We start from the raw sequence: 12,733 nt of genomic DNA on the forward strand, positions 1-12,733 counted from the left end.
AATCCGTCCTTTTCAGGTACGTGAAATCCTTGGGGGGAGCGACATCCGTGCGGCCGGGCCGGGATCCGGCCCGGCCGCACGGACAGCGGTGGATCAGGAGGAGGCGGTCGCCTGCTCGGCCTCGGCGGGGGCCTCGGCCGGCGTCTCGACCGGAGCGTCGACGGCCGCGGCCGCCTCGGTCGCGTCGGCGGCGGCGGTCTCGGAGCCGGCGAGCAGCTCCTTCTCCCACTCGGCCAGCGGCTCGTCGGTGGCGACACCCGGCTCCGGCTTGGAGTCGGCCGAAGCACCGTTGCGGCTGGAGCGCTGCATGAGACCGGCGGCAGCGGCCTCGGCGACGACCTTGGTCAGCAGCGCGGCCGACCGGATGGCGTCGTCGTTGCCCGGGATCGGGTAGTCGACCTCGTCCGGGTCGCAGTTGGTGTCCAGGATCGCGACGACCGGGATGTTCAGCTTGCGAGCCTCGCCGACGGCGATGTGCTCCTTCTTGGTGTCGACGATCCACACGATGCTCGGCACCTTGGCCATGTCGCGGATACCGCCGAGGGTCTTCTCGAGCTTGTCCTTCTCGCGGGTCAGCGTCAGGATCTCGCGCTTGGTGAGACCCTCGAAGCCGCCGGTCTGCTCCCGCGACTCGAGCTCCTTCAGGCGGAGAAGACGCTTGTGCACGGTCTGGAAGTTGGTCAGCATGCCGCCGAGCCAGCGCTGGTTCACGTAGGGCATGCCCACGCGCGAGGCTTCGGCCGCGATGGCTTCCTGAGCCTGCTTCTTCGTGCCGACGAACATGATCGTGCCGCCGTGCGCGACGGTTTCCTTGATGAACTCGTACGCACGGTCGATGTAGGTCAGCGTCTGCTGCAGGTCGATGATGTAGATGCCGTTGCGCTCGGTGAAGATGTAGCGCTTCATCTTCGGGTTCCACCGACGGGTCTGGTGCCCGAAGTGGACGCCGCTGTCGAGCAGCTGCTTCATGGTGACGACGGCCATTGCCGGAATCGACCTCTTCTGTGTCGTGCGCGCCGGAGCCCTTGAGGACCCTGCCGCGCTACTCGGTTTTGTCGCTCGCGGCCGGGAGGCCGCTCGCCCTGGTGCCCGTGCCGGTGTCCGGACCCTGAGGCGAAGGACCACAGGGACCGCCGAACACCGTGCGACTCGCCCCGGCAGGTGATCCAATGCCGGGGGAACGCGCACGTGCACGCGAAGTCAGTCCGCTCACACGGACCGCGGAAAAGATTCTACCCCCTGCCACCAGCCCCTCCCCCACCGGCGGCCACCGCCGGGCCGGGTTGTCCACAACGGGGTGAGTTGTCCACAGATCCGGGCATCGGACCCCAAGTGGTTCGCAGGTGCCGCAGGCTGGACGGGTGGAGTCGATCAAGGGGTTCAGAGGTGGGGTACCGGGTCGTGGCGCGGGGCTGATTGCCCTGGTCACGGCCGCTTTCGCGGGCGCTGTGGTGCTGGCGGCTTGGGCGTTCGGCCCGCCCGTCGCCGGGCCAGTGGCGGCCAGGGCACCCTCGGCAGACGCCGCGGCGCTCACCAGAGCGAGCGGCTCCGGCATCTCGGACGCTGCGGCGCCCGCAGCGGGTGTGCTCGGCCTCCGCCCCGCAGACGCTGCGGCGCTTGCGGCGGGCAGCCCCGGCCTCACAGATGCTGCGGCGCTCGCAGCGGCGACCCGCTTTCAGGTCGCGGACGCTGCGGCACTCGCAGGCCCCACCGGACCCGGCTTCGCGAACGCCACGGAGATTGCAGGGGCGACCAACTCTGCCTTCTCAGGCGCCGCAGGATCGGCAGGACTGGCGCGCACTGCATCGGTCCTCGCGGATCGGGATCGCATCCGGGCATGGTCCCCGGGCGCAGCGTCGTCCTGGGCTGCCGTGCGCGAGCTACCCGATCCGATTGTCCCGCCGTCACCCGGATTCGGGTGGGGCCTCCCCGCGGTGGCTGATGCGTGGGCTGTGCCTCAGCCGCGGCTTTCCTGGCCTCTGTCACCCGATCCGGTGGTTGCCAAGTACTTCGACGCGCCGGAAACGCCTTACGGGCCCGGGCATCGCGGGGTCGACCTGGCCGCGGTGCCCGGGCAGGACGTTCTGGCGGCCGATGCGGGGGTGGTCGTGTTCGCCGGGCTTGTGGCCGGGCGGCCGGTGATCTCCGTGGACCACGATGGCGGGCTGCGCACCACCTATGAGCCCGTCGCGCCGAAGGTGGCCGCCGGTGAGCAGGTGTTTCGCGGGCAGGTGCTCGGCACCGTTCTCGCCGGGCATCCCGGCTGCGCGGTCGCCGCGTGTCTGCACTGGGGGGTGCGCCGGGGTGAGGAGTACGTCGATCCGCTGTCCCTGACCGGTGAGGTGGGCGCGTACCGGCTCAAGCCGTGGGGCGGTGGTCCGTGATCAGCTGCCGGTCTGCTCGACCAGCTTGGCGCGCAGCCGCATGACGGCGCGGGTGTGCAGCTGGCTGACCCGCGACTCGGTGACGCCGAGGACCTTGCCGATCTCGGCGAGGGTCAGGCTCTCGAAGTAGTAGAGGCTGACCACGATCTTGTCGCGCTCGGACAGCTGCCCGATCGCCTGCGCGAGCTGGCGGCGGTTGTCCTGGTCGACCAGGACCGCGACCGGGTCCACCGCGTCGTCGTCGGGGATGGTGTCAACCAGGGACCCGCTGTCCTTGCCCGCGGCCACCAGGTCCTCCAGCGCGACGACGCTGGTGAGCTGCAGCTGGCCGTAGAAGTCGCGCAGGTCGTCGAGACCGATGCCGAGCTCGACGGCCAGCTCCGCGTCGGTCGGGGTGCGGTGCAGGCGGGCGCCCAGGCGCTCCATCGCGCGCTCGGCTTCCTTCGCCTTGCTCCGGACCGCGCGCGGGACCCAGTCCTGCGAGCGGAGGTCGTCGAGGATCGCGCCACGGATGCGCTGCATCGCGTAGGTCTCGAAGCGCAGGCCGCGTTCGGGGTCGAACTTCTCGATCGCGTCGACGAGCCCGAAGATGCCGGACTGCACGAGGTCACCGACGTCGACGTGGGTGGGCAAACCGGTGCCGACCCGGCCGGCGACGTACTTGACCAGCGGGGCGTAGTGCAGCACGAGCCGATCGCGCGACGCCTGGTCCGGGCTGTCGGCGAACTGCTGCCACAGCGCCGCGATACCGGCGTCGACGTCGTAGGCGGCCCGAGATTCCGCGGGCACGGCGGCGGCACCGCGAGTGTTCACTCCGGTGGCGTCGGTGACGTGCGGTCCTGCGGTCATTGCACCGTCGTTCTCGGCATGCGGCTCAGTGTCGTCTCCGTGCTCGTGCGAATGCGCGTGCGCCGCCAGGCCCGCTGGTGACGACCCCGGCGAGGCTCCCCGGGGCACTTCACGCCCTGGGATGCGCTCGGTCATGGATCGCTTTCAACCGGTCGACGGTCACATGAGTGTAGAGCTGCGTCGTGGCAAGCGTAGCGTGACCAAGCAGTTCCTGAACGCTCCTGAGATCGGCGCCCCCTTCCAGCAGATGTGTCGCCGCCGAATGGCGCAGGCCGTGCGGGCCCATGTCCTGTGCTCCGGGCACCGCCGTGACGGCGTCGTGGACCACGCGGCGCACCGCCCGCGGGTCGAGGCGTTTCCCCCGGACACCGAGGAAGAGCGCGGGCTCGACGCTCCCACCGGCGCTTTCGCCGAGGATCTTCGGACGCCCCTCCTCGATCCAGTCGCCCAGCGCCCCGGCCGCGGGGACGCCGAACGGGACCACCCGCTCCTTGCTGCCCTTGCCGAGCACGGTCACGACACGCCGGGAGAAGTCCGCGCCGCCGAGGTCCAAGCCGCACAACTCGGACACCCGGATGCCCGTGGCGTAGAGCAGCTCGACGATCGCGCGATCACGCAGGGCGATCGGATCACGTTCCGCCGCGCCGGCCGCCGACGCCCGCATGACCTCCCCCGCCTGAGCGGCCCGCAGCACCCCCGGCAGGGTGCGGTGCGCCCGCGGGGCGGCCAGCCGGCCCCCGGGGTCGGTGGCGAGCACCTCGGTGCGGTGCGCCCAGGCGGTGAACGTCCGGGCCGAGGCCGCCCGCCGGGCGAGCGTCGTGCGGCTGGCCCCGCCGGTCTGCTGCGCCGCGAGCCACGCCCGCAGTCGGGCGAGGTCCACATCCGCGAGCCCGCCCCCGGCCTCGGCGACGAAGCCCAGGAGCGACACCGCGTCACCGACGTACGCGCGGACGGTGTGCGCGGAAAGGCCTCGCTCGAGCCCGAGGTGCCGCTCGTAACCGGTGATCACGGCCCGGACCGGCTCGGGGAGGGTGTCCCGGAGCCCGCGCAGGTCCGGCCGGCGGGATCGAGGTGGCGGCGGCATGGATGTCACGCTGCGCGAACATCCGCCGCCGGTCAAGGATCGCCACGCGGGCCCACCGGTCCGGCCGAACATATTCGACGATTTCGCCGGGAATCCGTGGTCTTCACGCGCTTTCCTTCCGCCGTCGCCAGCCCGCCTCGCCGCGGACGGCGAATCCGTCGATCTCCAGCTCCGGCAGCAGGGCCCGCACGGTCCGCAGCGGAACCCCGGACTCGGCCGCGATCTCGGCGTCGGACCGGTCCGCGCGCACGGCCAGCGCCTCGTACGCCCGCAGCGCGTCGGGGCCCAGCCGGTCGGTGCGCCGTTTCGGCCGGGCCGCGGTGCCGGCTTCCACGACGCCGAAGAGGCCCACGGTCTCGAGGACCTCGTCGACCGTCGAGACCAGCGTGGCCCGGGCGTCCCGGATCAGCTCGTGGCAGCCGACCGACATGGCCGACGTGATCGGCCCGGGCACGGCCATCACCACCTTGCCCAGCACGCCGGCGGTGCTCGCGGTGTTGCGCGCGCCGCTGCGCCGCCCGGCCTCGACCACCACGGTGCCTTCGGTGAGGGCCGCGATGAGCCGGTTGCGGACCAGGAACCGGTGCCGCGCCGGCGGGGTGCCGGGCGGGTACTCGCTGACCACCGCGCCACCGCTGCCGGCGATGCGGGTGAGCAGCGCGACGTGCCCCGCGGGATAGCCCGCGTCGATGGCGCACCCCAGCACCGCGACGGTGACCCCCGCCGCGGCGAGCGCGGCGCGGTGGGCCACGCCGTCGATGCCGTAGGCCGCCCCGGAAAAGACCGGCACGCCTCGGGTGGCGAGCCCGAGGGAAATATCGGTGGCGTGCTGGTTGCCGTAGTCGGTCGAGGCCCGGGCGCCGACCACCGCCACGGCGCGATCGGCCGCGGTGCCGAGCGGGATGTCGCCGGCGACCCAGAGCGCCAGTGGTGGCACAGCTTCCGTGACCCCGCGCTGGGCGGCGAGGTCGAGGGAGAGGAGTGGCCAGGCCGGCCATTCGTCGTCCTCGGGCACGACCAGCCGGGCCCCGACAGCCGCGGCCCGTTCGAAGTCCTGGCCGACGAGGTTGTACGCCCGCCGGGCCTCGGTCGCCTTCAGCACGTCGGGCGGGCAGTCACCACGCCACACGCGAGCGGCGGCCTCCACGGGCCCGTGCTGGGCCACGAAGGCGACGAGCGCGGGGGCCGGTGGCTCGGCGACCCGCAGCAGGTAGGCGCGGGCCCGGTGCAGTTCGTCGGCGCGCTCTCCGACGGTGGGTGCGGAGCCGGCCGGTTCGGAGCCGGGCTCGGACTCACCGGGCAGGCATCCGGCGGGCGGACATTCGGGAGTGCTCATGCCGCGACCCGCTCTCGGAAGGCCAGCGCCGAGCCGACCTGTTCGGGACCCGGGCGGGGTTCGGCGTCCAGGTCGGCCAGGGTCCAGGCGATGCGCAGGCAGCGGTCCGCTCCCCGGCCGCTCAGGATTCCCCGGTCCATGGCCCGGTCCAGGAGGACCGTCGACGACGGCGGGAGGGCGAACTCGCGCCGCAGGGCCGGGCCGGGGACCTCCGAGTTCGCGCGCCAGCCGTAGTCCTGCCAGCGGTGGGCCGCGCGGGCGCGGGCTTCCAGCACCCGGGCGCGGACCGTCTCCGAGGACTCCGCCGTGTCCGTGTCGTGGACGCTGATCGCGCTCAGCGGACGCAGACGGACCCGGAGGTCCACCCGATCCAGCAACGGGCCCGACAAGCGGCCGAGGTAACGGCGGCGGGCCATCGGGGAACAAACGCAGTCCACGTCCTTCGGCGGGGCGCACGCGCACGGGTTCGACGCCAGCACGAGCTGGAACCGCGCCGGGTAGGTGATCGAGCCCTTGACGCGGGCGATGCGGACTTCGCCCTCCTCCAGGATCGTCCGCAGGGATTCCAGGCGCTGGCTGCCGAACTCGCAGACCTCGTCGAGGAACAGGACTCCGCGGTGGGCGCGGCTGATCGCGCCGGGGGACGCGAGGCCGCTGCCGCCGCCGATCAGGGCCGGCACCGAGATCGAGTGGTGCGGGGCGACGAACGGCGGGACCGTGACCAGTGGCGACGACTTCGACAGCGAACCGTCGACCGAGTGCACCGCCGTGACTTCCAGGGACTCCTCGGACGACAACGGCGGGAGCAGGCCGGGCAGCCGCTTCGCGAGCATCGTCTTGCCCACGCCCGGCGGCCCGGTGAGCAGCAGGTGGTGCCCACCCGCCGCGGCCACCTCCAGGGCCCAGCGCGCCTCCGGCTGGCCGACGACGTCGGCGAGGTCCGGGACCTGCGGTGGCACGACCGGGGCGGGCGGTTCCGGGGCGACCAGGCCGGCTTCGCCCTTCAGCCAGCCCACCAGGTCACGCAGGTGGGTCGCACCCGCCACCTCGATGCCGTCGACCAACGCCGCCTCGACGAGGGAATCCGCCGGGACGACGGCTCGCTCGTAGCCGGCCGCGCGCGCCGCGAGCAGGCCCGGGAGGACACCGCGGACCGAGCGGACCCGGCCGTCCAAGGCGAGTTCGCCGAGCAGGACCGTGCCGAGCAAGCGCGTCGCCGGGACGGCACCCGTCGCCGCGAGCACGGCCACCGCGATGCCGAGGTCGTAGGCCGAGCCGACCTTGGGCAGGTTCGCCGGGGACAGGCCGAGTGTCACCTTGCCGTCGGGCCAGGGCTGCCCGGAGTTGCGCACGGCGGAGCGGACGCGGTCCTTCGCCTCGCGCAGACCGGCGTCCGGCAGCCCGACGAGGGTGACGCGGCTCAGGCCGCCGCCGAGGTCGGCTTCGATCTCGATGACGCGGCCGTCGATGCCCAGCAGGGCGACCGACCAGGACTTGGCGATCGGCATCAGAACGCCGCCTCGATGTGCTGCAGCCGCGGGCAGGCGCCGGCTTCGGCGAGGATCGTGACGACGTCGTACCGGATGGGGCACCAGCCGATGCGGAACTCGCGCAGCCAGCGTTGCGCCGCGCGGCGGACCCGGCCGGCCTTCTCCTCGGTGACGGTCTCCGACGGCAGGCCGAACTCGGTTCCGGACCGGGTTTTGACCTCGCAGAAGACGACCCGGGTGCGGTCGGTGAGGACGAGGTCGAGCTCGCCCTCGCGGCAGCGCCAGTTGCGGGCGAGCAGGACCAGGCCGCGGTCCTGCAGGTGCCGCGCGGCCACGTCCTCGCCCCAGGTGCCGAAGTCGCGGCGGTGTCTCGCGAGCTGGTCGGTGCCCGTCATCGTGTTTCGTCCCCTCGCCGCGCCGCGGCGGTCACCGGGGCGGTCCCGGTGATCACGGTGCGTGCGTGAACGACGTTGCCAGGGCGCGTGGCGGGGAGACCAGACCCGGATCGCCGGGTTGTGGACAACCGGGGGGATGTGGACAACTGCCCGCCCAGAGCCGGCGTGGGACCGGAAATGTCGGTGCGGCGTGCTAGGGGCACGGACCCCGGCAAGGGGCCCGGAGACGACAAAACCGGCGAAACCGCGCCTGGTAGCGCGGTTTCGCCGGTGTGACGGGGAAGCTCAGCCCGAGAACGGGCCGTCTTCGGGAAGCCGGAGGTCCGGCTTGTCCAGCTCCTCGACGTTGACGTCCTTGAAGGTGATCACCCGCACGTGCTTGACGAACCGGGCGGGGCGGTACATGTCCCAGACCCACGCGTCGGACATGCGGACCTCGAAGTACACCTCGCCACCGCCGTCGCGGACCTGGACGTCCACCGCGTTGGCCAGGTAGAACCGCCGCTCGGTCTCCACCACGTACGAGAACTGGCCGACGATGTCGCGGTACTCGCGGTACAGCGAGAGCTCCATCTCGGTCTCGTACTTCTCGAGATCCTCTGCGCTCATGAAATCCGCGCCCCTCCTCGGGATCGTGCTCCTGCTCCGCCGGCGGAGCGTTCATTGTGACCTACGCCGGCGCTCGGGGCATGCAACGGCAGGCTGAGTTGTGGGTCCAAAGCTTCGTCGAGGACGGCGGCCAGGCTCGCACCGGCGTCCTTCTCCATGGCTTTCTCCAGTGCCGCGTAGGTCAGGACGACCGGGCGCTCGGGCCGCATGCCGTGCGCGATCGCCGCCGTGGCGACGTTCGTGTACGACCAGCGGTGGACGTCGCTGGGCCCGTGTTCGCGCAGCGCCGACAGGTGGTCTGCCGTGCTGTATCCCTTGTGCACGTCGAAACCGTAGTGCGGCAGGTCGTCGTGGTGACCGGCCATGATGCGGTCCCGGGTCACCTTCGCCAGCACCGACGCGGCCGCGATGGCGGCCACCGTCCGGTCGCCCTTGATCACCGCGGCGTTCGGGGCGGTGAGGCCCGGGACGCGGAACCCGTCGGTGAGGATGTAGCCCGGGGCCACGCGCAACGCCGCCGCGGCGCGGCGCATGCCTTCGAGGTTCATCACCCGGATGCCGTAGAGGTCGACCTCGGCGGTCGGGACGACGATCACCGAGTAGTCGACGGCCCGGGCGAGGACCAGGTCGTAGACCCGGTCACGCGCCTTGGCCGTCATCAGCTTGGAGTCCGTCAGCTCGGTGAGCCTCGCCGCGTCGCCTTGTTTGAGCACGCAGGCCGCGATCACGAGCGGGCCCGCGCACGCGCCGGCCCCGGCTTCGTCCACACCGGCGACCGGGCCGAGGCCGCGGCGGTCGAGTGCGCCCTGCAGACCCCAGAAGAGGTCGCCGCGCACCACGGCTCGCGGCGGCCGGATCGGCTCGGCCGCGGTGAGGGGAACGGGAAGTGTCAAGGCTGCATCACCCGTCTGCCGGCACGGTCCGGGTGGCTAGCTTTTCCGCCCGGCCGTCCGGCGCAGTCCGGACTTGAGCTTGCGCCCGAGGAACAGCGCCGGCCAGGCCGCCGCGATCCCGGCTCCGAGCGGGAGCCCGCTCTGCCACTCCGGCGCGCCGAGCGCCACCGGCTGAGCCGATTCCTGCGGGTTGTGGTCGGTGATCCCGCCCCACCGGCCCGGCGGCAGGACGATGATCCGCGCCTTGCCGATGATGTTGTCCACCGGGACCGCACCGTTCACGCCGCCGCCGCCCTGGAACCGCGAGTCGTCGGAGTTGTTGCGGTTGTCGCCCATCACCCAGACCATCCCCGCGGGAACCTTGACCGGTTCGAAGGGCTTCTCGTTCGGGTTGGACGGGTCTTCCCAGTAGACGTACGGCTCGTCGAGCGCCTTGCCGTCCACGATCACGCGGCCCTGCGGGTCGCAGCACTGGACGGTCTGGCCGCCGACCGCGATCACCCGCTTGACGAAGTCGCGCTCGTCCGGCGGGGCGAACCCGACCAGCGAGCCGAGGCCGCGGAGCCCGCGGACCACGATGTTGCTCGACTCCTGCGGCGGGATCTCGTTGTTGATCCACGCCTGCGGGCCCTTGAACACGACCACGTCACCCGGGCCGGGCTCGGTGAAGTCGTAAGTGACCCGGTCGACGAGGATCCGGTCACCGGTGCATCCGGGGCACCCGTGGAGGGTGGCCTCCATCGATCCCGACGGGATCATGAAGACCTTCGCCAGGAATGTCTGGATCAGGATCGTGAGCACCAAGGCGATCACGAGCAGGATCGGCAGTTCCTTCCAGAACGACCGTTTCTTGGCGGGCTTGGCTCGCCTGCGGCGGGCGCCCCCGCGCTCCTCGGAGCGAGACAGCCGGGGCTGGTTCTCCTCGGAGCGATCGGGGTCATCCTCAGGAGCGTTCTGGGACACGGGTTCGGCCACGTCGTCAGGCTACCGGTAACCGGGTTGTGACTCAGTTAGCCGTCTCGCGGTTCTCGCGACGCTCCTTGATCTTGGCCTTCTTGCCGCGCAGGTCGCGCAGGTAGTACAGCTTCGCGCGCCGCACGTCGCCGCGCTTGTGGACCTCGACCTCGGCCACGTTCGGCGAGTGCACCGGGAAGGTGCGCTCCACGCCGACACCGAAGGAGACCTTGCGAACGGTGAAGGTCTCCCGGATGCCGCCGCCCTGACGGCGGATCACGACGCCCTGGAAGACCTGGTTGCGCTCGCGGTTGCCCTCGATGACGCGGACGTGCACCTTGAGCGTGTCGCCCGGGCGGAAGGCCGGGATGTCGGAACGCAGTGACTGCTTGTCCAGCGCGTCCAGGGTGTTCATCGGTGGTCCGTCCTCGTCTTCGTATGGCTTGCGTACACATCCCGAAAGGCGCACCGCGCGCAACGATGCTGCTGCGGGCGACCCAAGGGGGCTGATGGCGGGCTCGTGAACGAGGAAGTCCACTCACGCCAACCTGTCAAGTATTACAGACCGGGGTTCCGGCGGGAGAACCGCCCCTAAGCCCGCTCGGGGTCGGCGGCGCTCAAGCCCTCCAGGACCCCGCGATCGTGCTTGTCCAGACTGCCTTCCGGCAGCGCGGCCAGGAGGTCGGGGCGGCGGCGGGCGGTGCGATCCAGGGCCTGGTCACGGCGCCAGCGGTCGATCAGGGCGTGGTTCCCGGACCGCAACACCTCGGGCACCGGCAGCTCCCGCCACACCTCGGGCCGCGTGTAGCTGGGCCCTTCGAGCAGGCCGTCGGAGAAGGAGTCCTCGGCGGCCGAGCGGGCGTTGCCGAGCACGCCGGGCAGCAGCCGGACGACGGCCTCGACCATGACGAGCACCGCCGCCTCGCCGCCGACCAGGACGTAGTCGCCGATCGACACCTCGTCGACCGGCATCCGGCGGGCGGCGTCGTCGACGACGCGCTGGTCGATGCCCTCGTAGCGGCCGCACGCGAAGACCAGGTGCTTCTCCTCGGCGTACGCGTGCGCGAGCTCCTGCGTGAAGGGGCGCCCGGCCGGCGTCGGCACGACCAGCCGGGTCTCCGGACGGCAGACGTCGTCCAGCGCCGGGCCCCAGATCTGCGGCTTCATGACCATGCCGGGACCGCCGCCGTACGGCGCGTCGTCGACCGCGCGGTGGACGTCGTGGGTCCATTCGCGCAGGTCGTGCACGCCGACTTCGATGAGCCCGCGGTCGATGGCCCGGCCCAGCAGCGCGGCGCGCAGCGGGTCGAGGTATTCGGGGAAAATGGTGACGACGTCGATCCGCATCTCAGGCGTCCAGCAGCCCTTCCGGCGGGTCGAGCACGACCCGGCCGCCGGCGACGTCCACGGTGGGGACGATCGCCCGCACGAAGGGCACCAGCACCTCGCGGCCCTCGACGTCGAGCTCCAGCAGCTCGCCCGCGGGCGAGTGGACGACCTCGACGACCTTGCCGAGGACGGTGCCGTCGAGCAGCTCGGCCCGCAGACCGGCCAGCTCGTGGTCGTAGAACTCGTCGGGGTCGGTGGTCGGCGGCAGCGCGTCGGTGTCGACGAGCAGCAGCGCGCCCCGCAGCGTCTCGGCGACGTCGCGGGTCAGGACCTCCTCGAAACGCACCAGCAGCCGCCCGCTGTGTTCGCGGGCGGCTGCGATGGTGAGTTCCCTTTTGCTGCCGTCACGCAGCTTCGTCGTGACGGCCGCACCGACCTTGAACCGCTCTTCCGGCGAATCCGTGCGCACGTCGACCGCGAGTTCCCCGCGGATTCCGTGCGCCTTGGCGATGCGGCCTGCTACGACGTCCATCTGACCGTTCTCTGTGCCTGGATCAGCGGTCGGTGTCGACGACGTCCACGCGGACGCCGCGGCCACCGATGCCGCCCATGACGGTGCGCAAGGCGGTCGCGGTGCGTCCGCCCCGGCCGATCACCTTGCCGAGGTCGTCGGGGTGCACGTGCACCTCGAGCGTGCGGCCACGGCGTGTGGTCAGCAGCTCGACCCGGACCTCGTCCGGGTTGTCGACGATCCCGCGCACCAGGTGCTCGAGGGAATCAGCCAGAAAGCTCACTCGGCCTTCTCACCCTCGGTGGCTTCGGCCTTCTCGGCCTCGGCCTTCTTGGGGGCCGACTTCTTCTTCGGCGTGGTGGCCTCGGTGGTGGGCTCTTCGCCCGCCGCGGCCAGGGCCGCGTTGAACAGGTCCTGCTTGGACGGCTTCGGCTCGGCCACCTTCAGGGTGCCCTCGGCGCCCGGCAGGCCCTTGAACTTCTGCCAGTCACCGGTGATCTCGAGGAGACGCTGGACCGGCTCGGTCGGCAGCGCGCCGACACCCAGCCAGTACTGGGCGCGCTCGGAGACGACCTCGATGAGGCTCGGCTCCTCCTTCGGGTGGTACTTGCCGATCGTCTCGATGGCCTTGCCATCCCGGCGGGTGCGCGCGTCGGCGACGATGATGCGGTAGTACGGCGCACGGATCTTGCCGAGGCGCTGCAGCTTGATCTTGACGGCCACGGGTGTGGGTACTCCTCAAATCTCTCTGGTGCTGGGGTGGGCGCACGCGGTCCGAGTGGGGACACGGACGCGGGCACCCGAAGGTCACAGCTTTCGCGCGGTGAGAGGGTCCGGCGGAAGCAGGCAGTGCACCATTCTGCCAGATGGGGTCGGAGGCCCCTGAAAGCGGCCTGGGA

General features: G+C 71.7%; 15 protein-coding genes. 1 reads left to right on the forward strand and 14 read right to left on the reverse strand.

Features of this window, described 5'->3' with window-relative positions; all coding sequences use genetic code 11:
* Positions 1-93: 93 nt before the first annotated feature.
* Entirely contained in the window at positions 94-984 is an 891-nt protein-coding gene (gene rpsB / locus OG570_RS00865; protein WP_326947179.1) for a 30S ribosomal protein S2, read from the reverse strand.
* Positions 985-1,934: 950 nt separating this feature from the next.
* Here rpsB and OG570_RS00870 point away from each other — a divergent pair.
* The gene (locus OG570_RS00870) at positions 1,935-2,384 is read left to right on the forward strand and encodes a M23 family metallopeptidase (RefSeq protein ID WP_326959822.1); all 450 of its coding nucleotides are present in this window, start codon (positions 1,935-1,937) and stop codon (positions 2,382-2,384) included.
* Here the strand turns inward: OG570_RS00870 and OG570_RS00875 are convergent, their stop codons facing one another.
* The 13 genes from OG570_RS00875 to rpsP form a co-directional block, all read right to left on the reverse strand.
* On the reverse strand, positions 2,385-3,233 hold the full coding sequence (locus tag OG570_RS00875) for a FliA/WhiG family RNA polymerase sigma factor (RefSeq protein ID WP_247062382.1): 849 nt from the start codon (positions 3,231-3,233) through the stop codon (positions 2,385-2,387).
* 109 nt (positions 3,234-3,342) lie between these two features.
* On the reverse strand, positions 3,343-4,317 hold the full coding sequence (locus OG570_RS00880; protein WP_326955222.1) for a tyrosine recombinase XerC: 975 nt from the start codon (positions 4,315-4,317) through the stop codon (positions 3,343-3,345).
* Between the two features lie 103 nt (positions 4,318-4,420).
* Positions 4,421-5,653: a DNA-processing protein DprA gene (gene dprA / locus OG570_RS00885; RefSeq protein WP_326955223.1), complete on the reverse strand. Its 1,233-nt coding sequence runs from the start codon at positions 5,651-5,653 to the stop codon at positions 4,421-4,423.
* A complete protein-coding gene (locus OG570_RS00890; RefSeq protein WP_326955224.1) occupies positions 5,650-7,161 on the reverse strand; it encodes a YifB family Mg chelatase-like AAA ATPase in 1,512 nt (503 codons plus the stop codon). The genes dprA and OG570_RS00890 overlap by 4 nt, the downstream gene beginning before the upstream one ends.
* The gene (locus tag OG570_RS00895; protein WP_326955225.1) at positions 7,161-7,538 is read right to left on the reverse strand and encodes a YraN family protein; all 378 of its coding nucleotides are present in this window, start codon (positions 7,536-7,538) and stop codon (positions 7,161-7,163) included. The genes OG570_RS00890 and OG570_RS00895 overlap by 1 nt, the downstream gene beginning before the upstream one ends.
* Before the next feature lie 285 nt (positions 7,539-7,823).
* A complete protein-coding gene (locus tag OG570_RS00900; RefSeq protein WP_003096226.1) occupies positions 7,824-8,147 on the reverse strand; it encodes a DUF2469 domain-containing protein in 324 nt (107 codons plus the stop codon).
* Positions 8,144-8,986 carry a ribonuclease HII gene (locus OG570_RS00905; protein ID WP_247064058.1) on the reverse strand — a complete coding sequence of 281 codons (843 nt, stop codon included), beginning with the start codon at positions 8,984-8,986 and terminating at the stop codon, positions 8,144-8,146. Before OG570_RS00905 ends, OG570_RS00900 begins: the two co-directional genes overlap by 4 nt.
* A 90-nt stretch (positions 8,987-9,076) precedes the next feature.
* Positions 9,077-10,015 carry a signal peptidase I gene (gene lepB, locus OG570_RS00910; RefSeq protein ID WP_326947173.1) on the reverse strand — a complete coding sequence of 313 codons (939 nt, stop codon included), beginning with the start codon at positions 10,013-10,015 and terminating at the stop codon, positions 9,077-9,079.
* Positions 10,016-10,046: 31 nt separating this feature from the next.
* The gene (gene rplS / locus OG570_RS00915) at positions 10,047-10,409 is read right to left on the reverse strand and encodes a 50S ribosomal protein L19 (RefSeq protein WP_247062376.1); all 363 of its coding nucleotides are present in this window, start codon (positions 10,407-10,409) and stop codon (positions 10,047-10,049) included.
* Positions 10,410-10,585: 176 nt separating this feature from the next.
* Positions 10,586-11,341, reverse strand: coding sequence for a tRNA (guanosine(37)-N1)-methyltransferase TrmD (gene trmD, locus OG570_RS00920; protein WP_247062375.1), 756 nt, complete (start codon positions 11,339-11,341; stop codon positions 10,586-10,588).
* A gap of 1 nt (position 11,342) precedes the next feature.
* The gene (gene rimM, locus OG570_RS00925; RefSeq protein WP_247062374.1) at positions 11,343-11,855 is read right to left on the reverse strand and encodes a ribosome maturation factor RimM; all 513 of its coding nucleotides are present in this window, start codon (positions 11,853-11,855) and stop codon (positions 11,343-11,345) included.
* Positions 11,856-11,877: 22 nt separating this feature from the next.
* Entirely contained in the window at positions 11,878-12,117 is a 240-nt protein-coding gene (locus tag OG570_RS00930; protein WP_003103110.1) for an RNA-binding protein, read from the reverse strand.
* On the reverse strand, positions 12,114-12,557 hold the full coding sequence (rpsP, locus tag OG570_RS00935) for a 30S ribosomal protein S16 (RefSeq protein WP_247062372.1): 444 nt from the start codon (positions 12,555-12,557) through the stop codon (positions 12,114-12,116). The genes OG570_RS00930 and rpsP overlap by 4 nt, the downstream gene beginning before the upstream one ends.
* Positions 12,558-12,733 lie beyond the last annotated feature (176 nt).

Source organism: Amycolatopsis sp. NBC_01286, from assembly GCF_035982555.1.
GTDB lineage: Bacteria > Actinomycetota > Actinomycetes > Mycobacteriales > Pseudonocardiaceae > Amycolatopsis.

What these genes read in the sequence shown, in the direction of transcription:
- rimM (WP_247062374.1), bottom strand. Translation starts at nt 11,855, where the DNA reads ATGGACGTCGTAGCAGGCCGCATCGCCAAGGCGCACGGAATCCGCGGG.
- OG570_RS00890 (WP_326955224.1), bottom strand. Translation starts at nt 7,161, where the DNA reads ATGCCGATCGCCAAGTCCTGGTCGGTCGCCCTGCTGGGCATCGACGGC.
- OG570_RS00875 (WP_247062382.1), bottom strand. Translation starts at nt 3,233, where the DNA reads ATGACCGCAGGACCGCACGTCACCGACGCCACCGGAGTGAACACTCGC.
- rplS (WP_247062376.1), bottom strand. Translation starts at nt 10,409, where the DNA reads ATGAACACCCTGGACGCGCTGGACAAGCAGTCACTGCGTTCCGACATC.
- OG570_RS00895 (WP_326955225.1), bottom strand. Translation starts at nt 7,538, where the DNA reads ATGACGGGCACCGACCAGCTCGCGAGACACCGCCGCGACTTCGGCACC.
- OG570_RS00880 (WP_326955222.1), bottom strand. Translation starts at nt 4,317, where the DNA reads ATGCCGCCGCCACCTCGATCCCGCCGGCCGGACCTGCGCGGGCTCCGG.
- OG570_RS00900 (WP_003096226.1), bottom strand. Translation starts at nt 8,147, where the DNA reads ATGAGCGCAGAGGATCTCGAGAAGTACGAGACCGAGATGGAGCTCTCG.
- dprA (WP_326955223.1), bottom strand. Translation starts at nt 5,653, where the DNA reads ATGAGCACTCCCGAATGTCCGCCCGCCGGATGCCTGCCCGGTGAGTCC.
- rpsB (WP_326947179.1), bottom strand. Translation starts at nt 984, where the DNA reads ATGGCCGTCGTCACCATGAAGCAGCTGCTCGACAGCGGCGTCCACTTC.
- trmD (WP_247062375.1), bottom strand. Translation starts at nt 11,341, where the DNA reads ATGCGGATCGACGTCGTCACCATTTTCCCCGAATACCTCGACCCGCTG.